This window comes from Streptomyces sp. NBC_01465 (assembly GCF_036227325.1).
GTDB lineage: Bacteria > Actinomycetota > Actinomycetes > Streptomycetales > Streptomycetaceae > Streptomyces.
Genome location: NZ_CP109467.1, coordinates 2880198 through 2903580 on the forward strand (window position 1 = coordinate 2880198; position 23383 = coordinate 2903580).

General features: G+C 69.9%; 29 protein-coding genes. 7 read left to right on the forward strand and 22 right to left on the reverse strand.

Translation table 11 applies throughout. From position 1 onward, the window contains the following. Positions 1 to 217: 217 nt before the first annotated feature. From OG707_RS13235 to OG707_RS13260, 6 genes are all read right to left on the reverse strand, one after another. The gene (locus OG707_RS13235; protein WP_329117730.1) at positions 218 to 1285 is read right to left on the reverse strand and encodes an ABC transporter ATP-binding protein; all 1068 of its coding nucleotides are present in this window, start codon (positions 1283 to 1285) and stop codon (positions 218 to 220) included. Next, positions 1282 to 1971: an HAD family hydrolase gene (locus tag OG707_RS13240; RefSeq protein ID WP_329117732.1), complete on the reverse strand. Its 690-nt coding sequence runs from the start codon at positions 1969 to 1971 to the stop codon at positions 1282 to 1284. The genes OG707_RS13235 and OG707_RS13240 overlap by 4 nt, the downstream gene beginning before the upstream one ends. Positions 1972 to 1985: 14 nt before the next feature. Continuing rightward, complete coding sequence (locus tag OG707_RS13245) at positions 1986 to 3107, reverse strand: TIGR03364 family FAD-dependent oxidoreductase (protein WP_329117734.1); 1122 nt, start codon at positions 3105 to 3107, stop codon at positions 1986 to 1988. A gap of 99 nt (positions 3108 to 3206) precedes the next feature. Then, the gene (locus OG707_RS13250; protein WP_329117736.1) at positions 3207 to 3971 is read right to left on the reverse strand and encodes a GntR family transcriptional regulator; all 765 of its coding nucleotides are present in this window, start codon (positions 3969 to 3971) and stop codon (positions 3207 to 3209) included. Between the two features lie 116 nt (positions 3972 to 4087). After that, positions 4088 to 5263 (reverse strand): hypothetical protein, encoded by a 1176-nt coding sequence (locus OG707_RS13255; RefSeq protein ID WP_329117738.1) that lies wholly within the window; start codon positions 5261 to 5263, stop codon positions 4088 to 4090. A 151-nt stretch (positions 5264 to 5414) separates the two neighbouring features. Further along, positions 5415 to 6545, reverse strand: a complete 1131-nt coding sequence (locus OG707_RS13260) for an ROK family transcriptional regulator (RefSeq protein WP_329117740.1) — start codon at positions 6543 to 6545, stop codon at positions 5415 to 5417. A gap of 56 nt (positions 6546 to 6601) precedes the next feature. Here OG707_RS13260 and OG707_RS13265 point away from each other — a divergent pair, with 56 nt between their 5' ends. Further along, complete coding sequence (locus OG707_RS13265; RefSeq protein WP_329117742.1) at positions 6602 to 7687, forward strand: Gfo/Idh/MocA family oxidoreductase; 1086 nt, start codon at positions 6602 to 6604, stop codon at positions 7685 to 7687. Next, positions 7684 to 8157 carry a heme-degrading domain-containing protein gene (locus OG707_RS13270; protein WP_329117744.1) on the forward strand — a complete coding sequence of 158 codons (474 nt, stop codon included), beginning with the start codon at positions 7684 to 7686 and terminating at the stop codon, positions 8155 to 8157. The genes OG707_RS13265 and OG707_RS13270 overlap by 4 nt, the downstream gene beginning before the upstream one ends. Here the strand turns inward: OG707_RS13270 and OG707_RS13275 are convergent. The 7 genes from OG707_RS13275 to OG707_RS13305 all read right to left on the reverse strand — a co-directional run bounded on the left by OG707_RS13275 (position 8141) and on the right by OG707_RS13305 (position 13909). Beyond that, complete coding sequence (locus OG707_RS13275; RefSeq protein ID WP_329117745.1) at positions 8141 to 8866, reverse strand: dienelactone hydrolase family protein; 726 nt, start codon at positions 8864 to 8866, stop codon at positions 8141 to 8143. The two genes, OG707_RS13270 and OG707_RS13275, sit on opposite strands and share 17 nt — an antisense overlap. 336 nt (positions 8867 to 9202) lie before the next feature. Further along, the gene (locus tag OG707_RS13280) at positions 9203 to 10060 is read right to left on the reverse strand and encodes a fumarylacetoacetate hydrolase family protein (RefSeq protein WP_329117747.1); all 858 of its coding nucleotides are present in this window, start codon (positions 10058 to 10060) and stop codon (positions 9203 to 9205) included. A gap of 119 nt (positions 10061 to 10179) precedes the next feature. Beyond that, the gene (locus OG707_RS13285) at positions 10180 to 10956 is read right to left on the reverse strand and encodes a YidC/Oxa1 family membrane protein insertase (protein ID WP_329117749.1); all 777 of its coding nucleotides are present in this window, start codon (positions 10954 to 10956) and stop codon (positions 10180 to 10182) included. A gap of 90 nt (positions 10957 to 11046) precedes the next feature. After that, positions 11047 to 11355: a DUF6412 domain-containing protein gene (locus OG707_RS13290; protein ID WP_329117751.1), complete on the reverse strand. Its 309-nt coding sequence runs from the start codon at positions 11353 to 11355 to the stop codon at positions 11047 to 11049. Positions 11356 to 11395: 40 nt separating this feature from the next. Continuing rightward, positions 11396 to 12886 carry a sodium:solute symporter family protein gene (locus OG707_RS13295; RefSeq protein ID WP_329117753.1) on the reverse strand — a complete coding sequence of 497 codons (1491 nt, stop codon included), beginning with the start codon at positions 12884 to 12886 and terminating at the stop codon, positions 11396 to 11398. Continuing rightward, a complete protein-coding gene (locus OG707_RS13300) occupies positions 12883 to 13092 on the reverse strand; it encodes a DUF3311 domain-containing protein (protein WP_329117755.1) in 210 nt (69 codons plus the stop codon). Before OG707_RS13300 ends, OG707_RS13295 begins: the two co-directional genes overlap by 4 nt. Before the next feature lies 1 nt (position 13093). Next, complete coding sequence (locus tag OG707_RS13305; RefSeq protein WP_329117757.1) at positions 13094 to 13909, reverse strand: class E sortase; 816 nt, start codon at positions 13907 to 13909, stop codon at positions 13094 to 13096. A gap of 122 nt (positions 13910 to 14031) precedes the next feature. Here OG707_RS13305 and OG707_RS13310 point away from each other — a divergent pair, with 122 nt between their 5' ends. Next, positions 14032 to 15036 carry an SEC-C metal-binding domain-containing protein gene (locus OG707_RS13310; RefSeq protein WP_329117759.1) on the forward strand — a complete coding sequence of 335 codons (1005 nt, stop codon included), beginning with the start codon at positions 14032 to 14034 and terminating at the stop codon, positions 15034 to 15036. A gap of 71 nt (positions 15037 to 15107) precedes the next feature. Here OG707_RS13310 and OG707_RS13315 read toward each other — a convergent pair whose 3' ends face one another. The 5 genes from OG707_RS13315 to OG707_RS13335 form a co-directional block, all read right to left on the reverse strand. Further along, positions 15108 to 15569, reverse strand: a complete 462-nt coding sequence (locus tag OG707_RS13315; protein WP_329117762.1) for a hypothetical protein — start codon at positions 15567 to 15569, stop codon at positions 15108 to 15110. 30 nt (positions 15570 to 15599) lie between these two features. After that, positions 15600 to 15986, reverse strand: coding sequence for an ArsR/SmtB family transcription factor (locus OG707_RS13320; RefSeq protein WP_329117763.1), 387 nt, complete (start codon positions 15984 to 15986; stop codon positions 15600 to 15602). Beyond that, positions 15983 to 16426, reverse strand: a complete 444-nt coding sequence (locus OG707_RS13325; RefSeq protein ID WP_329117765.1) for an SRPBCC domain-containing protein — start codon at positions 16424 to 16426, stop codon at positions 15983 to 15985. The genes OG707_RS13320 and OG707_RS13325 overlap by 4 nt, the downstream gene beginning before the upstream one ends. Positions 16427 to 16542: 116 nt before the next feature. Continuing rightward, positions 16543 to 17316 carry an alpha/beta hydrolase gene (locus tag OG707_RS13330; RefSeq protein WP_329117767.1) on the reverse strand — a complete coding sequence of 258 codons (774 nt, stop codon included), beginning with the start codon at positions 17314 to 17316 and terminating at the stop codon, positions 16543 to 16545. Positions 17317 to 17502: 186 nt separating this feature from the next. Further along, the gene (locus OG707_RS13335; RefSeq protein WP_329117769.1) at positions 17503 to 17793 is read right to left on the reverse strand and encodes a hypothetical protein; all 291 of its coding nucleotides are present in this window, start codon (positions 17791 to 17793) and stop codon (positions 17503 to 17505) included. Between the two features lie 108 nt (positions 17794 to 17901). Between OG707_RS13335 and OG707_RS13340 the strand changes: the two genes are divergently transcribed. Together OG707_RS13340 and OG707_RS13345 are read left to right on the forward strand one after the other, a co-directional pair. Continuing rightward, positions 17902 to 18492, forward strand: a complete 591-nt coding sequence (locus OG707_RS13340; protein ID WP_329117771.1) for a hypothetical protein — start codon at positions 17902 to 17904, stop codon at positions 18490 to 18492. Beyond that, positions 18492 to 19070 carry a hypothetical protein gene (locus OG707_RS13345; protein ID WP_329117774.1) on the forward strand — a complete coding sequence of 193 codons (579 nt, stop codon included), beginning with the start codon at positions 18492 to 18494 and terminating at the stop codon, positions 19068 to 19070. The genes OG707_RS13340 and OG707_RS13345 overlap by 1 nt, the downstream gene beginning before the upstream one ends. Positions 19071 to 19190: 120 nt before the next feature. On the opposite strand, the gene OG707_RS13350 is transcribed toward OG707_RS13345, so the two are convergent. Further along, on the reverse strand, positions 19191 to 19514 hold the full coding sequence (locus OG707_RS13350; protein WP_329117776.1) for a hypothetical protein: 324 nt from the start codon (positions 19512 to 19514) through the stop codon (positions 19191 to 19193). A gap of 149 nt (positions 19515 to 19663) precedes the next feature. On the opposite strand from OG707_RS13350, the gene OG707_RS42440 reads away from it, so the two are divergent. Further along, positions 19664 to 19846, forward strand: a complete 183-nt coding sequence (locus OG707_RS42440; protein ID WP_443071325.1) for a hypothetical protein — start codon at positions 19664 to 19666, stop codon at positions 19844 to 19846. Between the two features lie 88 nt (positions 19847 to 19934). On the opposite strand, the gene OG707_RS13360 is transcribed toward OG707_RS42440, so the two are convergent. The 3 genes from OG707_RS13360 to OG707_RS13370 all read right to left on the reverse strand — a co-directional run bounded on the left by OG707_RS13360 (position 19935) and on the right by OG707_RS13370 (position 22326). After that, positions 19935 to 20873 (reverse strand): SDR family oxidoreductase, encoded by a 939-nt coding sequence (locus OG707_RS13360; protein WP_329117778.1) that lies wholly within the window; start codon positions 20871 to 20873, stop codon positions 19935 to 19937. A 66-nt stretch (positions 20874 to 20939) separates the two neighbouring features. Continuing rightward, a complete protein-coding gene (locus OG707_RS13365) occupies positions 20940 to 21563 on the reverse strand; it encodes an NADPH-dependent F420 reductase (protein ID WP_329117780.1) in 624 nt (207 codons plus the stop codon). Positions 21564 to 21591: 28 nt separating this feature from the next. Further along, a complete protein-coding gene (locus tag OG707_RS13370) occupies positions 21592 to 22326 on the reverse strand; it encodes an SDR family NAD(P)-dependent oxidoreductase (RefSeq protein WP_329117782.1) in 735 nt (244 codons plus the stop codon). Positions 22327 to 22489: 163 nt separating this feature from the next. Here OG707_RS13370 and OG707_RS13375 point away from each other — a divergent pair, with 163 nt between their 5' ends. Next, positions 22490 to 23383, forward strand: coding sequence for a LysR family transcriptional regulator (locus OG707_RS13375; RefSeq protein WP_329127772.1), 894 nt, complete (start codon positions 22490 to 22492; stop codon positions 23381 to 23383).

Here is a 23383-nt window from a genome sequence, read left to right on the forward strand (position 1 = left end):
GGGAACCCCCCGGCCGGAGGCCGGACCCAGGCCGTCCGACTCACTCCCGGCCGCACCGGGCAGAGCCGCACGCGACCCCACACCCGCACCCGCCGACGGCGAGCCACCCCGCACAGGGGAACCCGTACCTTCCCCACCTCCTGCACGGGCGGTGCGGGTGGGAACCCCCAGGGGACCCACCCCCGACGGAGCCGCACCCACCGCGCCACCATCACGCTCAGACATCGGAGACCCCCGCCCCCGCCGGCAGCAACACCGCATCGTCCGCGGCGAAATGCAGCGTCACCAAATCACCCAGCCCCGGCGTCACCCGCAACTCCCGCACGTCCGCCTTCACCCGATGGCCGTCGACATCCACGAACAGCCGGTGCGTAGACCCCCGCCACTGCACCTCCGTGACCTTCCCGTGCAGCGCGTTCGGGCCATCGCCCAGACCCACCAGGTGCGGCCGTACGCACAGAGTCGCCGAAGCCCCGACAGAAGCCCCACCCCCCGTAGCGACAGCCAGCTCCGTCTCCCCGAAGGAGACAGACCCCGAACCCGGCCCCACCACCACCGGCAGCAAATTCGCATTGCCCACGAACGAAGCCGTGAACTCCGTCCGAGGCCGCCGATAAAGCTCCTGCGGCGTCCCGCAGTCCCGCAGCCGCGCCCGGTCCATGACCGCGATCCGGTCCGCCAACGTCAGCGCCTCGACCTGGTCATGAGTGACGTACAAGATAGAAACGTCCGGCAACTCCCGGTGCAGCCGCGCCAGTTCAGCCAGCATCCCCGACCGAAGCTGCGCGTCCAGCGCCGACAGCGGCTCATCCAGCAGCAGCACCCCCGGCCGAATGGCCAGCGCCCGCGCGATCGCGACCCGCTGCTGCTGCCCGCCCGAGAGCTCCCGCGGATACCGGGCCGCGTAGGCCCCCATCCCGGTCATCTCCAGCGCCTCGGCCACGCGCCCCGCGATCTCTCCCCGCGCAACCTTCTGCGCCCGCAGCCCAAAAGCCACGTTCTCGGCGACCTTCATATGGGGAAACAGCGCGTACTGCTGCACGACCATCCCGATCCCCCGCCGATGCGGCGGCAGAGCAGTGACGTCCCGCCCCCCGATCAGCACCCGCCCGGACACCGGCCGTACGAATCCCGCGACGGCCCGCAGCGCCGTCGTCTTCCCGGACCCCGAAGGGCCGAGCAGCGCCATGACCTCCCCGGGCTCGACCACCAGGTCCAGCGCGTCAAGAACCACGTTCTTCCCGTACGCGACCGAGACCGACTCGAACCGAATCCCGCTGCTCACGACGCCCGCTCCAACTCACCCAAGAGCCCCGGGAGTTCAGCAACGGACCCGAGCACGAACCCGGCCCCGTTCTCCACGAGCTGCGCCTTGCCATGAGCCCCGGTGAGCACCCCCGCCACCACACCGGCCCCCGCCCGCACACCACTCACCATGTCGTACGAGGTGTCCCCGGCCACAACGACCTCCCGCACGCCGTCCGCAACCCCCGCCCGCAGAAACGCGGCAAGCACCATGTCCGGGTACGGCCGCCCCCGGCCCCCCGCATCCGCCGGGCAGAGCGTGAAGTCCGCGAGGTCCTCCCACCCGAGCGCCGTGAGGATCGCGTCCTGGGTGACCCGCGCGAACCCCGTACTCAGTACGACAACCCGCCCCTCCCCTCGCAGTTGCTCAATCGCTTCCCGGGCCCCGTCCACCGGCGCGATGAGCCCGGCCGAGACCCGCTCCCCGTACGCCGCCTCAAAAGCGGAGTTGGCGGTCCGCGCCAGCCCCTCGTCACCCCCGAAGAGGTGCCGGAAGACGGATATCTTCGACTCGCCCATCGTGGCGCGCACGTACCCGATCATCGATTCCGGATCGGCGCCCATGGTCCGCGCCGCAGCAGCGAACGACTCCTCGACGAGTCCACCGTCGGCAACGGTCGTCCCGGCCATGTCGAGCACGACCAGCTTGTGAATACCTGCACTCATCCCCAGCAACTCCCTTACCAGCCCAGCTCGTTGGCAGTGGTCTCTCCGATGGCGGGCGAGCAGGTCATCCCGCGCCCACCGGGCCCGGTCACCAGCCACACCCCGTCGCGGACCTGCTCCCGGTGAACAACGCGCGTCGTGTCGGTGCACTGCGCGTACACCCCGGCCCACCGGTGCCGGATCTTCGGCAGCGGCCGCCCCAGGAACCCTTCCGCCACCCGCGCGACGTGCGCGTACGGCTCTTCCCGCACGTCGAAGGCGAAGGGGTGCTCGTACTCATGGGTGTCGCCGATGGTCAGCCCGCCGTCGCGCCGCTGCACCATCAGCAGCTGCATCTTGTGCTCGGCAGCCACCGGATCCTGCGCCTGCCCGGCATTCAGCGCGTCCAGCGCTTCTCCCGCGTACGCCGGGTAGTACCGGAAGGAGTCCGCATCAGCCACAGAAGTAGTGAGCGTCTCCCCCAGCGGCTCGGTCTGCATCATCTGCAGCCGCACCCGCCGCACAGGCAGCTCCGGCGCGAGCTCACGCACCAGCCCACCCAGCCAGGCCCCGGTGCACAGCACGACAACATCCCCGGCATGAACGTCCCCGTGGTCGTCACGCACGGCACGCTCGCCCACGACCTCCCGGACCTCACGCCCGCCGAGATACGTGTACCGACCGGACGCCAACAGCGCCTTCTTCAGCTCCAGTTGAGCAACCCGAGGCTCCACAGCGGCATCGCGCTCGCACCACAGCGCAGCCTCAAAATCACCCCGCAGCGCCGGATTGATCTCCCGCGCCTCAGCAGCGCTCACCACCCGATACCCGCGCGCCTCCGCATCACCCCGCTTCAACGCGGCCTCGGCGACGGCGAGTTCGAGTTCTCCCCGTACGGGAGTGAGCGACCCGTTGGCCCGGAAGCCGAGCCCCGGCACCCGCTCCCCGATCTCCTCCCACAGCACCCGGGCCCGCAGGGCGGTCTCGAGCTCCTCGCCCCCGGCGCGCCCGCTGACCCACACCTGCCCGAAGTTACGGAGGGATGCTCCCCGCGCCTCGCTCTCGCGCTCGATCTGTACGACCTCGTGGCCGCGTTCCACTGCGTGCCAGGCGTGCATGGTTCCCACGACGCCGGCTCCAACGACTATGACTCTCACGGCGGACACGCTCCTCGGGGGGAGTGACCCGCTGCCGACCTCTCGGCAACGGCACGGTGAACAGCCCCCCAAGGCTGGCCTAGACCCGTTACGAGTCTGTTATCGGCGTGTACCGAGACGCGTCGTGAAGCTGAACCGGTCCCCCCGGAACAGCGTCCGCACCCGCTCCAGCGGCAGCCCGCCCGTGTCCCGCGACAGCCGGTGGATCAGGAGCATCGGCAGCGCGGGCGGCGTCCCGATGAGCAGCGCCTCGCGCGGGGTCGCCAGTACGGTCTCGATCCGCTCGTCCGCGGTCCCGAAGCCGATGCCGAGCCTCTCCCGCAGATACGAGTAGAAGGACGAGTCCGGCTCGAAGTCCACGTCCAGCCGGGGCGCCCGCGCCACCGCGATGTACGTGCTCTCGAGCCCCACCCGCTCGTCGTCCGCGAGCAGCACCCGCTCCAGGTGCCAGACCTCCTCGCCCCGCGCGAACCCCATCTCGGCGGCGAGCGCCTGCGGGCAGGGGAAGCGGTCGAGCGAGATCAGATGGCGCCCGGGCCGCCGCCCCTGCCGCCGTACGCCTTCGGTGTAGCTCGCCAGCGACAGCGGCTGCTCCAGCTTGGGCCCGGCCACCACCGTGCCGCGCCCCTGCCTCCGCAGCCGCCCCTCCAGGAGGAGTTCACGCAGCGCCTGCCGTACGGTCTCGCGCGAGACCTCGTAGCGCAGGGCGAGATCGCGCTCGGTGGGCAGCAGTCCGCCCTCGCCCAACTCGTCGATCAGCAGCGCGATTTGGGCCTTGACCGCGTAGTACTTGGGAATGCGGCCGTGCTCCGGGATGCCGGAGCGGACGGGTGCGCCAGGTGCCTGGTCATTCGGGTAGTCCACGCCGGGATGTTCTCATCCGAACCTGAACGGCCCCGCACACAGCGGCGCCCGCGCCACCGGTACTGCTCGGCTGGGGCGACGCGGGCACTGCTTCCGGAGCGTGGTGGGCCGGCTGGTCAGCGCCCCTTCGTACGAAGGCGCCGAGAACCCACCACAAGGGCACCGCCGCCGAGGAGGAAGGCGCCGGCGGTGGCCCCAAGCCCGAGCAGGGAGCTCGGGCCTGTCTCTGCGAGCTCGGCGCTTCCGGCGCCGGGCCTGATGCCGGAGGCACCGAGGATGGAGAAGCGGTAGTCGTTGGACTCGCCGACCCAGTCGCCGTCGTCGCCCTGGCGCTGCACGATCGCGGCGTTGGCGACGATTTCGTTGGGGGCGGTGTCGCTGGTGAAGGCGAGCCGTACCTTCACGGTGAGGGTCTCGCCCGCGCCGATGACGAAGCCCGGGAAGCCGTCGTCGAAGACGCCGATGTGCTCGTCCTCGTCGGTGGCCGTGAAGGGGATGGGGCGCCAGCTGCCGGTGCTCTCGTCGAAGAACTCCATCTGGACCTGCTGGGACTTGAGCGTGCGGTCCCGGTCGACGAAGACGACCACGGGGTGGATGTTGTGGCAGCTCTCCTTGGCCGTGTTCGTCATGTCGATGTACCAGGTCTTGTAGCCGCCGCCCGCGTTGTACTCGGTCGGGCCGCCGTGGATCTTGGTGTCGACGGGGAACTCTGCGCTGTCGCCGGAGGCGCCGCAGACCGGGGCCTGATCGGCCTTCAGGACTTCGTCCTGCGCCAGTTGGGGCACGGTGGCGACCGGCTGCCGGCGCGGCTTGGGCACCGCCTGGGTGGTGGTGTCCGAGGAGGTGTCGGCGGGGGCGTCCTCTGCGATGACGGGCGTGATGCCCTGCCCGGTGTCGGTGGTGTCGCCGACGATGTCCTTGGACGGCGGGGCGACGGGCACGTTCGCAGGCTGGTCGGCTGCGGGTTGGTCCGCGGCGGGCTGATCCGCTGCCGGCTGATCCGCTGCCGGCTGATCGACTGCAGGCTGGTCCCCGGCGGGCTGATCCGCGGCCGGCTGATCGGCCGGCTGCAGCGTCTGTACGCCGTTCTCCGTCTCACTGGTGGTGTCCGTCTGGGCGGCGCCGCCGTCCCCGCAGCTCGCGTCCGGCTGCGCGCCCAACAGGCCCGTCACCACACAGAGTTGCTGGTCGACGAGGCCCCCGTCGGCCGCCACGGCGGACGCCGCACCGAGGGCGGCAGGGGCCAGAGAGGCTGCGGTAACGCCGAAGGCAATCGCACTGCGCAGTCGCATGAAGAACCCTTGCTCACGAGCGGACGAACACCACCGGGTGATCACCCGGTCGTGTTCCGTGACACTCCCACGCGCGCGCGGTCGGCCACGAACGCCACGAACCCGTACGGCCGAATAGCCCTCGAATCCCCCTCGGTCAGCCCATTTTCAGTCATTTCCGATTGGCGGGAAACGCCATAGTTCCCCGGCCGAATACGGATGCGAGGACCAACTGTGCGGCCCCTTCGGCGACCATGCCCCGCCCGCCGTCGACGGCCGAGACCGGCACGGCGGCCACGCCCCCTTCCCTGCGGGCCCGTTCCTCCAGTACGGCGCCAACTCCCCGTACGAACAGGTCACGATGGGCGTCGACGGTACGTCCGCCCAGCAGGACCCGGTCGATGTCGAGCAGCCCGGCGAGGTTGGCGGCGCCCGCCCCCAGGAACCGGGCGGCGGCCGCCACGTCCCCGCGCTCGACCGCGCCCAGGCAGAGCGCCTCGATGCAGCCGCGTCCGCCGCAGCCGCACGGAGGGCCGCCGATAAGGATCGTCTGGTGGCCGAATTCGCCCGCCCCGGTGCGCGCGCCCCGGTAGAGCGCGCCCCCGAGGACGAGCCCGGCGCCGAGCCCGCTGCCCAGGTGCAGATACGCGAAGGAGTCGGCAGCCCCCAGACCACACTGACCGCGCAGTGCGAGGCCCAGGGCGGCGGCGTTGGTGTCCTTGTCCAGTACGACGGTGCTCCGGAGCTTCTGCGCGAGGACCTCCCGCAGCGGCACCCCGTTCCACTGCGGGAACCCGGTGACCCGGTGCAGCACCCCCGCCTCGTGGTCGAGCGGCCCGGGGGTGGCGACGCCGACCCCGAGCACGGGCCCGCATCCGCCGCTCTCCGCGACGAGCGCGTCGACCTCTCGTACGGCAGTGTCGGCGACCGCCGCGACCCCTGCCCCGAAGTCCAGCTCCCCGCGCTGCTCCCCGACGACCGTCCCGGCGAGGTCGACCAGGACGGCGGTCACCTCGTCGCGGTCGAGGTGCAGCCCGACCGCATGGCCGGCCCCCGGCACGAGCCGCAGCACCGTACGCGGCTTGCCGCCCGTGGAGGCGCGGCGGCCGGCCTCCGTGACGAGGCCCTCGTCCCTCAACCGGGCCGTGATCTTGCTGACGGCCTGCGGTGTGAGACCGGTGCGCTCGGCCAGCTCCAGCCTGCTGATGCCGCCCTCTGCCGCCATTCGCAGCAGATCCAGCACCAGCGCGGCGTTGTGGCTGCGCAGTGCCGGCAGATTCACCCCACTGTTGTCCCTGTTCACAGGGACATTCTCCACTGCGCTTGCACTTTGGCAACAGCGTTGCTTAAGTGGATGGCATGACTGCTCCCCATGACCACCGTGACCTCCGTGTGGGCCTCGTCGGCTACGGCCTGGCGGGCTCCGTATTCCACGCCCCTCTGATCGCCGCCACCGAGGGCCTGGTCCTCGACACGGTCGTCACGTCGAACCCGGAGCGTCAGGAGCAGGCACGCGCCGAGTTCCCCGACGTCCGCTTCGTCGACTCCGCCGACGACCTGTGGCAGCACGCGGACGAGCTCGACCTGATCGTCATCGCGTCCCCGAACAAGACGCACATCCCCGTCGCGACGGCCGCCCTCAAGGCCGGCCTCCCGGTGGTCGTGGACAAGCCGATCGCCGGCACGGCGGCCGAGGCCCGCGACCTGGCGGCCCTCGCCGAGGAGAAGGGCCTGCTCCTCTCCGTCTTCCAGAACCGCCGCTGGGACAACGACTTCCTCACCCTCCGGGCCCTGATCGCCGACGGCGAGCTCGGCGAGATCCAGCGCTTCGAGTCGCGCTTCGAGCGCTGGCGTCCGCAGCCCAAGGGCGGCTGGCGCGAGTCGGGCGACCCGAGCGAGATCGGCGGACTGCTGTACGACCTCGGCAGCCACGTCGTCGACCAGGCGCTGGTGCTCTTCGGCCCGGCGGTGAGCGTGTACGCCGAGTCGGACGTACGCCGCCCCGGCGCGTACGCGGACGACGACACGTTCATCGCGATCACGCACGCCGGCGGGGTCCGCTCGCACCTCTATGTCTCGGCGACGACGGCCCAACTGGGCCCGCGCTTCCGGGTGCTGGGCTCTTCGGCGGGTTACGTGAAGTACGGCCTCGACCCCCAGGAGGCCGCCCTGCGCGACGGCAAGCGCCCGGCCGCGGCCGGCGGCTGGGGCGAGGAGCCCGAGTCGCTCTGGGGCCGGGTCGGCTCCGGCGAGTCCCCGCTGACGGGCGGCGGCCGCCCGGTCCGGACGCTGCCCGGCGACTACCCGGCGTACTACGCGGGGATCGCCGAGTCGCTCCGTACGGGTGCGAAGCCCCCGGTCACCGCGGAGGAGGCGGCGTCCGCGCTGGACGTACTAGAAGCGGCGCGTCGCAGCGCCGCCGAGGGAATCACGGTGCAGCTGTGACGACGACCCCGCCGACGGTGGCCGAGCTGGAGGCGCAGCAGCTGCGTCTGACGCTGCCCCGTTTCACGTACGAGGACGCCTGGACGCTCGGCACGCTCCTGACCGATCTGGCCAGGGAACGCAAGGCCCCGGTGGCGATCGACATCCACCGGGGCGCGCAGCAGCTGTTCCACGCGGCGCTGCCCGGCTCCTCCGCCGACAACGACGGCTGGATCGACCGGAAGCGGGCGGTGGTGGCGCGCTACGGCGAGAGCTCGCTGCTCGTCGGGACGCGCTTCCGCGAGAAGGGCAAGACGTTCGAGACGGACTCGCGGCTCGACGCCAATTTGTTTGCGGCGCACGGGGGTTCGTTCCCGCTGGTGGTTGAGGGGGCGGGGGTGATCGGCACGGTGACCGTGTCGGGGCTGCCGCAGGTGGAGGATCACGCGATGGTGGTGGAGGCGCTGGAGCGCCTCATCGCAGCGAGCTGAGCAACTCCTCCACCCTGCGCCAGGTGTCGGTGGCCGCGGCCTCGTCGTAGGTCTCGCGGCCCTCGAAGAGGTAGGGGTGACCGGCGCCCGGGTAGACGACGAAGTCGTAGCGGACGCCGGATGCCTTCAACTCGGCTTCGATCCGGGCGCGTTGGGCCGGGCTGATGACGTGGTCCTCGTCCCCCACGAGGAAGAGGAGCCGCCCGGTGATCCCGGAGGTCAGGGTGAGGGTCGGCTCCGGGGTGGAGAGCGGGATGTCGGTGACGGTCAGCCAACCCGGGTAGACGGTGGCGACCGCGCGGAGGGGGAGGCGGGCGGCGGCGAGGTAGGCCATGTGCCCGCCGGCGCTGAAGCCGACCATGCCGATGCGGTCGCCGGTGCCTTCGTGTGCGCGGAGGTGGTTCATGATGGCTTCGACGTCGGCGAGGACGCCGTCGCGGGTAAGGAGCGTCAGCAGCTCGAACCCGCGCTTGCGGCCCGCTTCGTCGCCGGCGAGGGCCGCGCGGGGCTGGGTGCGGTGGTGGAAGTCGGGGGCGACGACGGTGAAGCCGAGGGCGGCGAGGCGGCGGGCGGTGGCCTGGATGTTCTCGTCGAGGCCGAAGAGTTCGGGGGCGAGGATGACGCCGGGGTGGGTGCCGGGGGTGGCGGGCCTTGCTATGTAGGCGGCCATGCCGTTGATGTCGGCCCAGGTGGAGGTTGAGGTCGTCATGGGGGTGACGATAGGCGGGTCAACTGGCTTTGGGGCGGCGGGTTTTGCGGGCTTGACCATTGGTTTGCGCGGGGGTGATGGCGCGGGTTCAAGCAGAGGGGCTCCCCGATCCCGCCCCTTCCCGAAACTGGGGCTGCGCCCCAGACCCCCCGAGCCCCGCCCCTGCGGGGGCTTCGCCCCCTGCACCCCGTACGCGACCTTCGGCCGCTTGTCCTCAATCGCCGGACGGGCTTGAGATGCCCGTATCCAGCCCCTCCGGCGATTGAGGAGCGGGGTCTGGGGCCAGGGCTCGGGGCACCCCCCGGACGCAAGCCCCCGCCCCACCCCCGCCAACCCCTACGCCCCCTTCAACTCCTGCCGCTGCCGCCCCAGCCCAGCAATCTCCAGCTCCACGACATCCCCCGCCCGCAGATACGGCTTCGGCTCGGGCTGCCCGAGCGCGACCCCCGCCGGCGTCCCCGTGTTGATGACATCGCCCGGGTAGAGCGTCATGAACTGGCTCAGGTACCGCACCACTTCCGCGACCCCGAAGATCTGCTCCGCAGTCGTCCCGTCCTGCTTCAGCTCCCCGTTCACCCACAGTTTCAGCCCCAGCGCCTGCGGATCCCCCACCTCATCGGCGGTCACCAGCCACGGCCCCAGCGGGTTGAACGTCTCGCAGTTCTTCCCCTTGTCCCACTGCCCGCCGCGCTCGATCTGGAAGGCGCGCTCGGACACGTCATGGGCGACGGCGTACCCCGCCACGTACGACAGCGGGTCCTCGTCCTCGCCCACGTACCGGGCCGTGCGCCCGATGACGACCGCCAGCTCGACCTCCCAGTCGGTCTTCACCGACCCCCGGGGCACCAGCACCGTGTCGTCCGGGCCCACCACCGTGTCCGGGGCCTTCATGAACAGGATCGGCTCGGCCGGGATCGCCGCGCCCGTCTCCGTCGCGTGGTCGTGGTAGTTCAGCCCGATGCACACGATCTTGCCGATCCGCCCCAGCGGCGGCCCGACCCGGAGCCCGTCCGCGTCCAGGACCGGCAGCTCCCCGCCCGCAGCCGCCTCCCGTACGCGCGTCATCGCGCCCGCGTCGCCGAGCAGTTCGCCGTTCACATCCGGGACAATCCCGGACAGATCCCTCAGCGTTCCGTCCTCGTCGAGCAGCGCAGGGCGTTCGTTCCCGGCCGTACCGACTCGCAGCAGCTTCATGGTCAGTCAACTCCTTGGACTAGAGACTGTCCGGGCCGACGAGTAGCGGTCATCGGAGGACTGGTCGATCCTCTAAGCCCGGCGTCCACTCCGCAAGACCCTGTTCACCACCCGGACCTTTACATCGGAGTAGCAAGGACCGCCGCTGAGGGCACCATGTCCCGGTAAAGGTAGGCCCTTTCCACTGCAGACCACGTCGTACTCGTCACCACGTACAGCGCCGCGGCCAACGGCACGATGCCCACCGTGAACAGCGTCATGAAGGACATCAGCGGCATCACCTTGGTCATCGCGCTCATCGCGCCCGCCCCCGGAACATCCGATGAACTCGGCGCCGGCGCAGCGGCCGCACTGGCCGCCATCATCCGCTTCGTACGCCCGTAATTGAACGTGGCCACCGCCGCCACGATCGCGAACAGCACCAGATAGACGACCGCCTCGGACCCGAACACCCCGCCGTCCGCGAGCGCCCCGCGCCACGTCCCGCCCAGCGGACTCCCGAGCAGCGAGTGCTCCAGCAGCACGTTCGCCTTGCCGCCGATCTTCGTCGACTCGAAGAGGTGGTACATCAGGAAGAAGGCGGGCATCTGCAGCAGGCTCGGCAGGCAGCCGGCCAGCGGCGAGACCTTCTCCGCCGCGTACAGCTCCATCGTCGCCTTCTGCAGCTTCTGCGCGTCCTTGCCGTGCTTCTTGCGCAGCGCGGCGATCTGGGGCGCGAGCGCGGCGCGTGCCTTCTGGGCGCGGGCCGACTGGCGGGAGAGCGGGTGGATCGCGAGCCGTACACACGCGGTGAACAGGACGATCGCGGCGGCCATCGAGGCTCCGTGGAAGAGCGGGTCGAGCAGATCGGCGAGGTGCGCGACCAGGCTGGCGAAAGCGGACATGAATGCGGACACGGGAGCCCTCCGAGGGGTCTCGTCATAAGCCGGACAGGCAGGAGATGTCGGCGTGACGGACCGCGGGGAGAACCGGAGAAGAGGTGTGTCCTACGCGGCCGTCGGGACGAGACGTCCCGGAGCTCGCGGCCTGGGCCGCCCCGATGCGTCGGGATCGCGTTGCGGCAGGAAGGCGGTACGCCGTTCCCGGTCGCGGATGGCGGTGCGGACGCGCGTCCGCGGCACCGCGGGCACATTGCGCGAGGCGACGAGCGCACACGCGGCCAGCGCGGATCCGACCGCGGCGGTGGCGGCGAGTGCGACGGCGGAGGTGAGCGTGCCGCCCTCGGCGAGCAGCACATCGGCGAGGAGGAAGAGCAGCAGACCGGCTGCCGACACACGTACACGTCGACCGAACATGGCACCCCTCCTCTCCCGCGAAAAAACAGACCTTCAGCCGTTATACACGACTGTCCTCCAGGATCGGATCGGAGGCCAGCACCTCGGAGTCCGGCCGCGGATCCCGGTCCGGCCGCCCCGCGTACGTCACGGCGAGCGCGACGGCGAGGTTGGCGGCCAGGGCCACGATCCCGGCGTTGACGCCCCACACCGGGTCGCGGTCGGTGAAGACGAGCGAGCAGACGACGGCGACGCCCACGACGAGCCCGCTCCCGGCGGCGAGGAGGGTCAGCCGCCGCCACACCAGGCCGAGCAGCAGCATCGGCAGGAGCTGCGCCATCCCCTCGTACGAGATCAGGGAGAGGCGGACCAGGGTGTTCGGCGCGGTGTACGTCATGACCAGGGCGAGGGTCCCCGCGACGACGACCACCACCTGCGAGGCGCCCTTCTGGCGCTCGTTCCAGCGCGGTACGAGCGAGAGCACGCTGCGGCCCCACATCGTCCCGATCACCAGCATGAAGACGGCCATGGGGACGACGGAGGACAGCGCGGCCGCGACCCCGATCACGCCGACCGCCCAGGCGGGCAGTGAGTCGACGACCAGCTTGAAGAGGGCGAGGTTGGACTCGGCGCCGACGAGGCCGGGGACGACGAAAAGGGCCGCCATGCCGAGCAGCATCGGGACGAAGAGAAGGATGTTGTACGCGGGGAGCCAGACGGCGTTCTTGCGCAGGACGTCCGCGTTCCGGGCGCCGAGGTAGCCGGCGACGGTGGTCGGGAAGATCACGACGGTGAGGGAGTTGAGGACGGTGGTCGTCGCGTACCAGGCCTGGCCGAAGCCGCTGTCGCCGTGGCCGGGGAAGGTCAGCCAGTCGCTCTTCTCGGCGACGAGGCGGTCGAGGAAGGGGCCGTATCCGTCGAAGTAGTGGAAGGGGACGTAGAAGGCGAGGAAGCCGAGCGTCCCGATGACGAGGACGTCCTTGAGGACGGAGACCCAGGCGCTGCCCTTGAGGCCGCTGACGACGACGAAGCCGGTCGTGACGGCGAAGGCGATGAAATAGGCCCAGTTGAGGCTGATCGAACCGTACGAGATGGTCGAGACGACGACGCCCATGCCGGTGATCTGCAGCTGGATGTACGGGAGAAGGAAGACGGTGGCGAGGACGGCGACGACGGCGCCCAGCCAGGGCTTTCCGTAGCGGTGGCTGATCATGTCGGTGATGCCGACGAGGCCGTGCCGGCGCGCGTAGGACCAGAGCATCGGCCCGACGACGTAGCCGACGGCGTATCCGCAGGACATGTACGCGACGACGTAGAGCACCGGGGCCCCGTAGTTGTAGCCCCAGCCCGCCGCGCCCAGATAGCTGAAGCTGGTGTAGCCCTCGCCCGCCATCAGGACCCAGATGAAGACGGAGCCGAGGCTGCGGCCGCCCACGGACCAGGCGGTGAGGCCGCCGCCGCGGCCGCCGCGTACGGCGAGCAGCCCGAGAAGGACGGTGCCCACCATGAAGACGCCGAAGACGGAGGTCGCGATCGCCGCGTCGCTGCTCATCGCCGGTCACCCCGCTGATCGCCTCGTCGCGCGAGCCACACCAGCAAGGGCGTGACGAGCGTCGCCCCCATCAGCCAAGCGAAGAGGAACGGCAGCCCGAGGATCACGGGCTGGACGCGGTTGACGAACGGCAGGGCGCCCACGAACAGCACGTAGGGCACGAGCAACCACAGGAGATGAGGACGACGTCTGAGCACGGCGATCACGCTATCGCGGGCGCGTCGACTGCAACTTCGCCCACACGACGAGCCGGTACTTGGACGTGTACTCGGGGGTGCAGGTGGTGAGGGTCAGATAGTGCCCGGCGGCGCTGTAGCCGTACGACGGCTTGACGATGGAGCGCGGCACGGCGGCGATGACGCCTCCGTCGCGCGAGGAGGTCTGGGGCAGGCCCTTGTCGACGACGTACGTGAAGACGGAGGTCCGGGTCTCGACGACGACGGTGTCGCCGCGGCTGAGCCGGTTGATGTAACGGAAGGGCTCGCCATGGGTGTTGCGGTGGCCGGCGAGGGCGAAGTTGCCGGGCTGCCCGGCGAGGGCGGTGCCGACGTAATGCCCGACATATCCCTTGTTGAGGACGTTCTGCTTGCCCACGCCCTGCGCGATGGGGGCGACGACCCCGAGCTTGGGGATACGGATGACGGCGAAGGCCTGGTCCCAGGAGGGCGCCGATTCTTTCCGTACGCCGGAACCGGAACCTTTGGCACCCCCCGAACCCGAACCCGAACCCGCATCGGACGAAGGATCGGGCGCAGGAGCACCGGAAGCAGCCGGATCGGGCCCGGTCCCGGTCCCAGGACTGCTGTCGCCCCACTCCCGCTCCAGCGCCTGCACCTTGTGCCCGGCCGCGGCCCGCGCCTCCCGGTTGGTCCACCACAGCTGATGCACCACGAGCAGCAGTACGACGACCCCGAGCGTCACCGCCGCCTCGGCCCCGACCCACAGCCCGCGCAGCGCACCCGCACGCCGCCGGGACGCGTGCCGCTGCACGACCACCGGTACTCCCGCTATCCGCTCCCGCACGGCGCGCACGATAGGCCCTGGCCCGGCAACTCTCCAGAGCCGCGCCACTCTCACGTGGGTCATTGCCCACATCCCCACCACATCCTGACCGCGTCCCATCACGCGGCAGTACGGTGTGGTGCATGCGCCCCGACACGCCTGCCGACCACATCGCCGAAGCCGAGCGCCTGCTGCGCACCGCGGCGCAGTACCCGGAGGACCAGGAGCCGCTGCTCCTCCAGGCCGCGGCCCATCTGGAACTGGCGGACGACCGCCCCCGTGCCACGACGCTCTACGACCAACTCCTCCAGTCCGACCCCGACGACGCCTCACTGATCAAGGCCCTCCAGGCCGCCAACCTCTGGGAGTACGGCCACGAGCCGGAGGCCCGCGCGATCATCGAGGGCCTGCGCGCCGCGTCCCCGGACACCCCGGCGGCGTGGGCCGTGATCGCGGAGACCCTGGAGACGCACGACGAGCTGGAGGCGGCGCACACCGCCTTCACCTCGGCGGCGGAGAAACTGATCGACCCCGCCGAGCCGGTCCCGTACACCTCCCAGTCGCTGCTCACGGGCCGGCATCGCGTACGCCGGCTGCTCGCGCTCCCCCACGACGAGTGGGACGCGCTCGCGGACACGGCGCACACGTCGCCGGTGCCGCTGGACGAACTGCACGACCCGAAGCGGCTGTGGGCGCTGGGCTCGGACAACCCGGAGGAGCTGCGGGCCGAAATCAGGCGTCTGCAGGCGGAGTTGGGGTCGTACCGGGCAGCCTTGTCGCGCCCGTTCCCGGTGGCGATCCTGCACTGGACGGCGTCGGAGCTCACGGAGCTGACGACGGCGTACCCGCGTCTGGGGGACGAATACCCCACGCACGAGGCGCACTTGCTGGACGTGGAGACGTCACTGCGGGAGCTGCGCCAGACGGGGACGCAGAACCTGGGCATCGTGACGGGCACGGTCCCGTCGTACGAAGCGTTCGCCGCATCGGAGTCGACGCAGCCGGCGGACGTGGACCTGCTGCCCCAGTACGCGACGACCCTCGCCGCGCGCGGCCGGGCGATCCCGTGGCCGCCGGCGCGGACGGCGCCGTGCTGGTGCGGGTCGGGGGATGCGTACAGGGACTGCCATGGGACGCCGAACCCGTAGAACGACGCCGAGGGGAGCCGCCACAGGGCAGCTCCCCTCACGCCACTTCACGTCACGTCGCTCCACTCCGCTCAGCGAAGATCAAGAAGCTGCTGGGTGTGACGCGGCACATGATCCCCTGCGAGTCCGTCGATGAGCCCCTCGACGGAGAGGGGCTGGTCCAGGGCAAGTTCTCCGCCGGAGAAGAGGATCGACGGCACCAGAACGGCGGCGGCGTCCTTGCCGAGCCGGTCGGCGATGTCGCACAGGATGCCGGCCTGGCTGCGTACATGAGCGATGAGATCGGCCCGGCCCGCGTGCTCGGCGATGATGCGCCGGAGGTTCCACTCGTCGAGGGTGATCCGGTTGTCGAAGGTGGGCCGCGCCCCCGCGACGACGCCGAGGGCGACGGCCGCGACGGTGGCGTCGACGCTGAGGAGATGGGCGAGGACGTGATCGGCATCCCACCCGCCGTCGCTCGCCTCACCGAGGCCGGGGGAGGCGGCGGCGTCGAGCAGTCGGTCGTAGGCGGCGCGCAGTGCTGCGGAATCCATGGGAGACACCCCTTCAACTCGCAATGAAAATCAGTCGGACGAGGCCGACCGCTCGTCGGTCTCAGCGGCCTCGGCGGCCTCGGCGGCCTCGGCAAGGCGCTTGATGGTGGCCAGTCGCCGGTCCCAGTCGGCGGCGAGCGCGGACATCCAGCGGGCGGTCACGTCGAGGGCTTCGGGCCGTACGGCGTACCGCACTTCGCGCCCGACCCGCCCGCCGGAGACGAGCCCGGCGGCGTCCAGTACGGCGAGGTGCTTGACCACCGCCTGACGGGAGACGGGCAACGGCTCGGCGAGGGTCGTCGCGGTGGCCTCGCCCCGCGCGGCAAGGATCTCGAGCAGCCGCCGACGGGTCGGGTCGGCGAGTGCGGTGAGGACGGAGTCGACGGTCTCGTCCCTGCCGCGCCGCCCGTCGCTCACGCCGAGGACCTCTCGACGCGCACCCGGAACGAGTCGATCACGACGGGCCAACCACCCTTGTGGTCCTGGTAGTTGCTGGCGCGCAGCTCCTCGGACCCGGCGAGCGTGGCGAACCCGCTCTCAACGACGCGCAGTCGCGTCCGGTCACCCTCCCGGCTGAGGGTGAACTCGACGAGGGTGCTGTTGTCGTCGGTCACCGGATCGGGGCTGTAGGCGCTGTTCCAGCGGTACGCGATGTACGTGGGCGGGTCGATCTTCTCCACCCGGAGGGGGTGGTCGCCGTGCTCGGCGCTCTTCACGACCATCGAATCCCCCTCCTTGGCGACGACCCCGGCCATGGCGTGTTCGTCGAGCCAGAACCCGGGCTGCAGCACGAGGTCCCAGACGCGCTCCAGGGATGCGGCAATGAGGGTGTCGCACTCGATCCGGTCCGCGCTCATGAGGAACTCCTTCGTCACGATGAGAGGGGGTGGTGATGCAACCCAAGAGTTGCACATCACCCCCTCTCGCGCAACTCCAGGGTTGCGGGACAAGCACCGACACCCGTCAGTCGAGATCACCTCCGCAACGTGCCGCCCCATCCAAGGTGCCGCTGAAGAAAGCGCGAGGAGTTGTCGATCTCGAACCAGGGTACCTGGTTGTGGCGCCCCGGGTTGACGTGCAAGGTCTTCTCCTTGGACCCGATGGCGTCGTAGAGCGCCAGCCCGCCCTCACGCCTGATCTCCTCGTCGTCCCAGGGGAGTTGAAGCTCCACGGGAACGGTGATCGCACGCGCGGCCTCGACGAGATCGTCGTACACGAGAACCCCACCCAGGGTCGCGGCGACGATCCGAGGCTCAACGGCCGTCAACAACAGCCCCACCGCGGTCCCCAAGGTCATCCCGCCGTACCCGACGGGCGCTTCGACGCCGATCTCGGGCAGCGCCTGGAGCGCGTCGAGAGTGGCCTGCCACTCGGGCACGGCGCGCTGGGCGAGGGACGCGTTGAACTCGGCGACGACGGGCGCGATGGACTCGCCGGCGTCCCGGGTACGCATGAGCTCGTCGACCCACTGCTGATCGCGGCGGTTACGGGGCCGGTCGCCGTGCCCGGGGGCATCGATGGCGGCGACGGAGAACCCGTAGTCGCTCACGTAACGCTCGGCCCGGGCAACGATCCCCGGAGCCCGCTTGTGCATGCCGCCGCTGTGCCCCATGAGGACGAGGGGGGTGGGACGGTCGGATGCGGGGGACGTGGGCGACCACAGAACCCCGGCAATGTCGCCCAGGGTGAAGTCGCGTTCGAGGACGCCGTCCGAAGATGTCTGTGCGCTGAAGAGAATAGATTCCATGACGTTCTGCCTCTCAGGAGTGCCTGATGTGTCGAGGCGCTCCCGGCGACGTCTACGTCAGTCGCACGGCCGTGGCGGGAGAGAGAGCACCCACGTGAATACAGCGTTCATGGGTCCCACCTCCTCGTACGTCGTCACGGTGCTACGGACGCTAGCAGCACGCCCGCCACAACATCCAACGCTTTTTCAGCGCCAGTCCCCGAGCACCCAGGCGACCAGCCGGGGCCGGGGCTCCCACCGGCACAGGCCCTGCGTAGAGACGATGTCGTAGGTGACGGCCGTTCCCACGACCCTGCTGACGTCACGCGAAACATCACCGGGCTCCCCGAACTCAGTCGAGGCGTCGGAGGCGTAGTCGGGCTGGGAGGAGTCGCAGCCGACGCCCGCGAGGGGCTGACCGAGAAACCAGCCACCGACGAAGACGGCGTACAGGACGGCGGTGACGCCGAGGCGGCGCGGGGTTATCCAGGAAGGCACGCGCGGAGTGTGCCACGGCGCACGCGCCGGATGCCGTGTCCCGGACCACACCCACAAGAGCGACGGAACCCCGTTTCGCACTCGGGGAGTTCGCCGTTCATGTAGAACATGATCACCACGACGACCTGGCCGACGGCCCTGGCGACAGCAACGCTCCTCGCCACAACGACGTCAACTGCTCCGGCCCACGCCAACTCAGCCTCCGGTCCCGCGCGTTGCGTGGGCCGCGAGGGCCATGACTCACCGCACCGAAGCGCCGTGGACGACCACGAGATCCGCTGGACGGAGGAGTCGAAGTACGACGACGCCCGCGCTCACGCCCACAGGGTGTGGAACGGCAACGGCCTGCGCCGGGTCGCCATCAGGCCCGACGCCTGGAACACGAGCAACGACCTGATCTGGAAGGACAAGAACAAGAAGGACGACGCCCTGGCCACGTACGCACGCAACCCGAACACCGGCATGACAGACGTGATCTACATGAACGACCGCTACCTGAAGAAGAACAGCCCCGGGGACTACGACACCCCCTGGTGGCGCCGCTTCGCCGCATCCCACGAGTTCGGCCACGCCCTGGGCCTGTGCCACAAAAATCCGGACCGGTGGGCCACGATCATGGGCCGCCAAGCGCGCGACACGGCGGACAACAAGCCCACGCGCCGCGACCGCGGCGACTACCACCGGATCTGGGGGACCTGATGACCTGCACCACCACGGCCGCCATCACCGCGGCAGCCGCTCTACTCCTCGGCGCTGCGGCCTGCACAACGCAAACCGAACACCCCACCACCGAATCACTGTTGGCCACAGACCTGTCGAAGGACGAATACCTGGCAGCGGCCTCCCCGGAGATCTTCCACGGCACAGCCCTCCGAAAAACTCTCCAGAGGAACACAGACCAGCAGGGCGAGGTGGAACAGCACTGGCAGGTCCGCGTAGACAGAACCTTCAAGGGCCAGGCATCCGGTCTGGTAACGGTAAGCACCCTGGCCTACCGCACCCCGAACGGCTCGCTCACCGCCGACGGAGGCGCGGTCCTCCCCCGCAAAGGCCGGCAGTACGTCTTCGCGGGCCACCACGACGAAACCGAGAACACCTACTACCCCTTCAACGGCGAAACGGGCACCCGCCTCTCCCCCGCGCTCACGGCCCCCTTCGGCCCACCCCAGGGCGCCCGCCCGCTCCACCCGCACCACATCCGGGGCACGCAAACGGTGGAGGGCTACTGGACAACAACGGTCCGACAGGCGAAGCCCGGCCCGGCACTCGACGACTGACCGGACGACAGAGCAACTACCCCAGCCGCTCCCCCTCGTTGAACCGGAACCCCAATGCGCGGGCGAGCTGAAAGACCAGGTCCTCGGCCAACGGATCACACTCCGCCACCAGGGCAGCTCTCACCTCCGCCGGCACCGGATCGAGACCAGCCTCCCGAGCCCACGCGACTGCCCGCTCGGCCACCACGTCCGGATCCCGATCCACTCCTCCGGAAATTCGTAGTCCCGCGCCATGACCGGAGACAACGCGCACTGCCATGACACGCCACCGGGGCTGTGAGCCTGAACGGTGACGAAGTCGCTGTCGACCACGTGGCAGACCATCACCGGAGCCGCGGTCTCATCGACGATCGACGAGTCAGGATCCTCCATGAGATCCGTTTCCACGATCTGCCATCCGCCGTCCCGCGCCCACCAGACCGCAGCACAGGACGACGCGCTCATCGCCCCCAACTCCGTCACAGGCCGATCGGCACGCGCCACGATGAATGAACCCGAGAACCCCATGGCCCGAGACCCTAAGCACGACCACTGACAGCCAAGGTGGAGGGGACCGCCAGGAGAACCCGCCAGGGAGCGGCACAATGCCCTCCATGCCCGACCCCGCCCCGTCCTCGGCCGCTGTGTCGGCCCGCATGAGCCGCCGGGCCTCGCGCGACACAGCTCCCGAAGTAGCCGTACGCAAAATCCTGCACGCGGCGGGCCTGCCCTACCGCGTGAACGTCCCGGTCCCCGGAAACCGCTCTGCGCAACGACCGCAGCGCAATTGGATGTAGGGGGTGCGGGTTCCGACCTGCTCGAGGTACTGCCGGCGGTCCCTACCAGGAGATCGAATGACCGGGGGCGGGGGGGGACGGGGGACCGTCAACTGGTGGAGAAGTAGTGGCCGTTGTCCAGATCGGCGAGCAGGCCGGGCTGGGACGGTTCCCAGTCGAGGGTCCGGCGGGTGATGAGGCTGGACGCCGGGTAGTTCTGCGTGACGATGTTCGCGAGGAAACCGAAGTATCCCGGCACCATCAGTACGTCCGCGGGAATGCTCACGACGGGCAGGCCCAGGCGGCTGCCGATGGCCTCGGCGATTGCGCGGAGCGGGACGGCACCGTCGTCCACCGCGTGCCAGTATCTGCCGGCCGGCCCCTTCTCCAGCGCCAAGCGGAACAAGGACGCGACATCGCGGATGTGCACGGCGTTCCACAGGTTCGTGCCGTCTCCGGGGTAGCCGACGAAGCCCTTCTCCTTCGCGAGCGCGATCAGCTGCACGAGGAAGCCGGCGCGATCGGTCGTGCTGTGCGCGATGTTGGCGATCCGTACGACGGAAGACCTCACTCCCCGCTCGGCGAGGCCGATTACGGCGGTTTCCACGACGTTGCGCACCCGCAGGGTGCCCTTGTACTCGTCGCCGCCGGGAAGGGCCGGGTCCTCCTCGGTGACCGGCCGGCCCAGGTGCTGCCCGGGCGAACCTATGCTCCCCGCTGCGACCAGCGGCTTTCCCGTTCCCGCGAGTGCCTCGCCGTACGCGAGCATGATCGGGAGCTCCGCGGCGGCCACGGCGTCGAGCCCGCCGGAGGGAAGCAGGTCCTGCCGGTGCGCGACGTGGATGACGCCGTCGGAGTCCGCGGCCGCCTCCTTGAGCCCGTCGAGATCCTGGAGGTCGCCGCGGCGCACCTTCGCGCCGAGCGCGGACAGCGTCGCCGCGGCCTTGTCGGACCGGGCCAGGCCGGTGACCTCGTGTCCGGCGGTGATGAGTTCGGGGACGATGTACGAACCGGAATGACCGGTCCCGCCGGTGACGAAAACGCGCATGCGACTGCTCCTCGTGAGTAGACCGACTGGTGTGATGTGGCGCGGCACGTGGTGGTGCGGGCGCGCTCAGCCGGTGAATTCGTCGACGCCGAGGGCGAAGTCCCAGTGGCCGACCCCGTTGCCGGCGAGACCCATCGTGACCAGGCCCATTCCTTCGAGCCAGTGCGCCATTTTCAGGCCGCCGACATCCAGCGGGCGCAGCCCGAGGCTCTCGATGAATTCCGCCACGTCCGCCTTGGCCCGCGCATCGTCGCCGGCGACGAAGACATTGGGGCGGCCCTTCTCCAGGACATTGCGGAAAATGGTGTTGAACGCCTTTACCACGCGGGCGTTGGCCGGGGCCACCTTGGCGACTTCCTGCGCGATCGAGGTCTCCTCGCTGTGGGCCAGTCCGTCGAACGCGGCGTTGAAGGGGTTGCTGATGTCGACGATGACCTTGCCGGCGAGGGCGTCTGCGTACTCGGCGACGACCGGCACGACACCGTCGTACAACAGGGCGGTGATCACGATGTCCCCGGCCGGAACGGCGCCCCACTTGCCCGTCGTCGCGCCGCCGCCCAGAGCCTTGGCCAGGTCGTCGGCCTTGGACTGATCGCGTCCCATGACCTCTACGGTGTTGCCGCCCGCGACCGCGAGCGTGCCGATGGTTCGGGCCATGTTCCCTGTACCGATGAGGGTGATGCTGCTCATGAGGTGTGCTCTCTTCCTACGATGTGGTTCAGATGGCGGTGGTGCCGCCGTCGGCGACCAGTTCCAGGCCGTTGACGTAGCTGGAGTCGTCGGAGGCGAGGAACAGGGCGACGGTGGCGATTTCTTCGGGGCGTCCCATTTCTCCGCGGGGGATCAGGGACTCGAATGCAGCCCTGGTTGTCTCGTCGAACAGTTCTGCCTGTTTGGCGGTGGCGACCTGGCCGGGAGTCAGGACGTTGACCCGGATCTTGCGGTCGCGCAATTCGTTGAGCCAGACACGGGCCCAGGCCTGCTGGACGGCTTTGCTTCCCGCGTAGAGGCTCCAGCCGGAAAAGGCGCCGAGAGAGGCGTTGGATCCGGTCATGAAGATCGAGCCGTTGTCGTTGATCAGCGGCAGCGCCTTCTGCACGGTGAACAGGGTGCCGCGCGCGTTGAGCCAGAAGGCGCGGTGGAACTGTTCCTCGGTGATCTCGCCGAGGGCGGCGGGTTCGCCCGTCCCGGCGCTGGCCCACAGCACGTCGATCGAGCCCTTTTCCCGCTTGACGGTGGCGTACAAGCGGTCCAAGTCATCCAGGTCTGCCGCGTCGCCCTGGACGGCGGTGACGTTGCGGCCGATCAACTCGACGGCGTCGTCCAGTGCTTCCTGCCGCCGGGCCTGGATGAAGACGTGCGCTCCTTCCTCGACGAAGAGTCTGGCGCCGGCCAGTGCCATGCCGGTGGATCCACCGGTGATCACCGCTACCTTGCCATCGAGCTTTCCCACGATCACTCCGTTGAATTGACGGGTATTTATTGACGGGTACGTGTTGACGAATTCCGGTGTCGAATTCCCATTCAGGTTGCCATTGGCCCGAGTTGGTGTCCAAGACCTCTTTTAGCCGCGGTGATACCCTGAAGGCATCACCGGACTGGGGGACGCCATGGATCTGGATCTGGACCTGCGCAAATTGCGTTACTTCGCCGCCGTGGCCGACCAGTTGCACTTCGGCCGCGCCGCCGATGAGCTCCATATCGCGCAGCCGGTGCTCAGCCGGCAGATCCGCGCGCTCGAGAAGGATCTCGGCGCCTCGCTGTTCACCAGGGATCGCCACGGCGTAGCGCTGACCGAGGCGGGCCGGCAACTGCTGGCCGACGCCGGTCCGTTGCTCGCCTCCGCGCACGCGGTCCGCCGCCGGGTGTCCGTGGCGGCCCACGGCAGCCGGCGGCTGATGGTCGGCTTCCGGGCCGGTATCCCGGTCATCCCGGCGGCGCGGGCGTTCGAGGCCCGGCACCCGGACGTGGTCGTGGACGTACAGCGGATCGAAGGGGACGACCAGGCCGCGATGCTGCTCGACGGCCGCATCGACGTCGCCTACGTACGGCTGCCCATCGATGAGGCCGGCCTGAACGTCACCCCGCTCTACGACGAGCCGCGCGTGGTGGTGCTGCCCGCCGGCCACCGGCTGGCCGGCAAGGAGGAGGTCACCGAGGCCGACCTGGACGGTGAACCGCTGCTCTGGCATGCCGATCCGAGCACGCAGCCCACCAGGCGCCCGCACCCCAACGCCGGGTACCTGGTGCGCGGGGTGGACGAGACGCTCGAGCATGTCGCGGCCGGCCGGGGCATCTCGTTCCTGGCCCGTTCGGCGTCCGTGTTCTTCTCCCATCCGGACGTCGCCTATGTGCCCATCCCGGATCTGGCACCCGACCAGGTGTGCCTCGCGGTGGCGGCATCACGTACCTCGCCCGTGGTCGATGACTTCGTCACCGCGGCTCGGGCGACGGCCGAGATCACGTCTGAATGCGGGAATTACGAAATGTGGCAGCCTGACGCTCGCTGA

Excerpts from the sequence above, each read along its gene's own strand:
- OG707_RS13240 (WP_329117732.1), bottom strand. The coding sequence starts at position 1,971 with ATGAGTGCAGGTATTCACAAGCTGGTCGTGCTCGACATGGCCGGGACG.
- OG707_RS13255 (WP_329117738.1), bottom strand. The coding sequence starts at position 5,263 with ATGCGACTGCGCAGTGCGATTGCCTTCGGCGTTACCGCAGCCTCTCTG.
- OG707_RS13265 (WP_329117742.1), top strand. The coding sequence starts at position 6,602 with ATGACTGCTCCCCATGACCACCGTGACCTCCGTGTGGGCCTCGTCGGC.
- OG707_RS13275 (WP_329117745.1), bottom strand. The coding sequence starts at position 8,866 with ATGACGACCTCAACCTCCACCTGGGCCGACATCAACGGCATGGCCGCC.
- OG707_RS13280 (WP_329117747.1), bottom strand. The coding sequence starts at position 10,060 with ATGAAGCTGCTGCGAGTCGGTACGGCCGGGAACGAACGCCCTGCGCTG.
- OG707_RS13290 (WP_329117751.1), bottom strand. The coding sequence starts at position 11,355 with ATGTTCGGTCGACGTGTACGTGTGTCGGCAGCCGGTCTGCTGCTCTTC.
- OG707_RS13295 (WP_329117753.1), bottom strand. The coding sequence starts at position 12,886 with ATGAGCAGCGACGCGGCGATCGCGACCTCCGTCTTCGGCGTCTTCATG.
- OG707_RS13310 (WP_329117759.1), top strand. The coding sequence starts at position 14,032 with ATGCGCCCCGACACGCCTGCCGACCACATCGCCGAAGCCGAGCGCCTG.
- OG707_RS13315 (WP_329117762.1), bottom strand. The coding sequence starts at position 15,569 with ATGGATTCCGCAGCACTGCGCGCCGCCTACGACCGACTGCTCGACGCC.
- OG707_RS13325 (WP_329117765.1), bottom strand. The coding sequence starts at position 16,426 with ATGAGCGCGGACCGGATCGAGTGCGACACCCTCATTGCCGCATCCCTG.
- OG707_RS13330 (WP_329117767.1), bottom strand. The coding sequence starts at position 17,316 with ATGGAATCTATTCTCTTCAGCGCACAGACATCTTCGGACGGCGTCCTC.
- OG707_RS13340 (WP_329117771.1), top strand. The coding sequence starts at position 17,902 with ATGATCACCACGACGACCTGGCCGACGGCCCTGGCGACAGCAACGCTC.
- OG707_RS13345 (WP_329117774.1), top strand. The coding sequence starts at position 18,492 with ATGACCTGCACCACCACGGCCGCCATCACCGCGGCAGCCGCTCTACTC.
- OG707_RS13350 (WP_329117776.1), bottom strand. The coding sequence starts at position 19,514 with ATGAGCGCGTCGTCCTGTGCTGCGGTCTGGTGGGCGCGGGACGGCGGA.
- OG707_RS42440 (WP_443071325.1), top strand. The coding sequence starts at position 19,664 with ATGCCCGACCCCGCCCCGTCCTCGGCCGCTGTGTCGGCCCGCATGAGC.
- OG707_RS13360 (WP_329117778.1), bottom strand. The coding sequence starts at position 20,873 with ATGCGCGTTTTCGTCACCGGCGGGACCGGTCATTCCGGTTCGTACATC.
- OG707_RS13365 (WP_329117780.1), bottom strand. The coding sequence starts at position 21,563 with ATGAGCAGCATCACCCTCATCGGTACAGGGAACATGGCCCGAACCATC.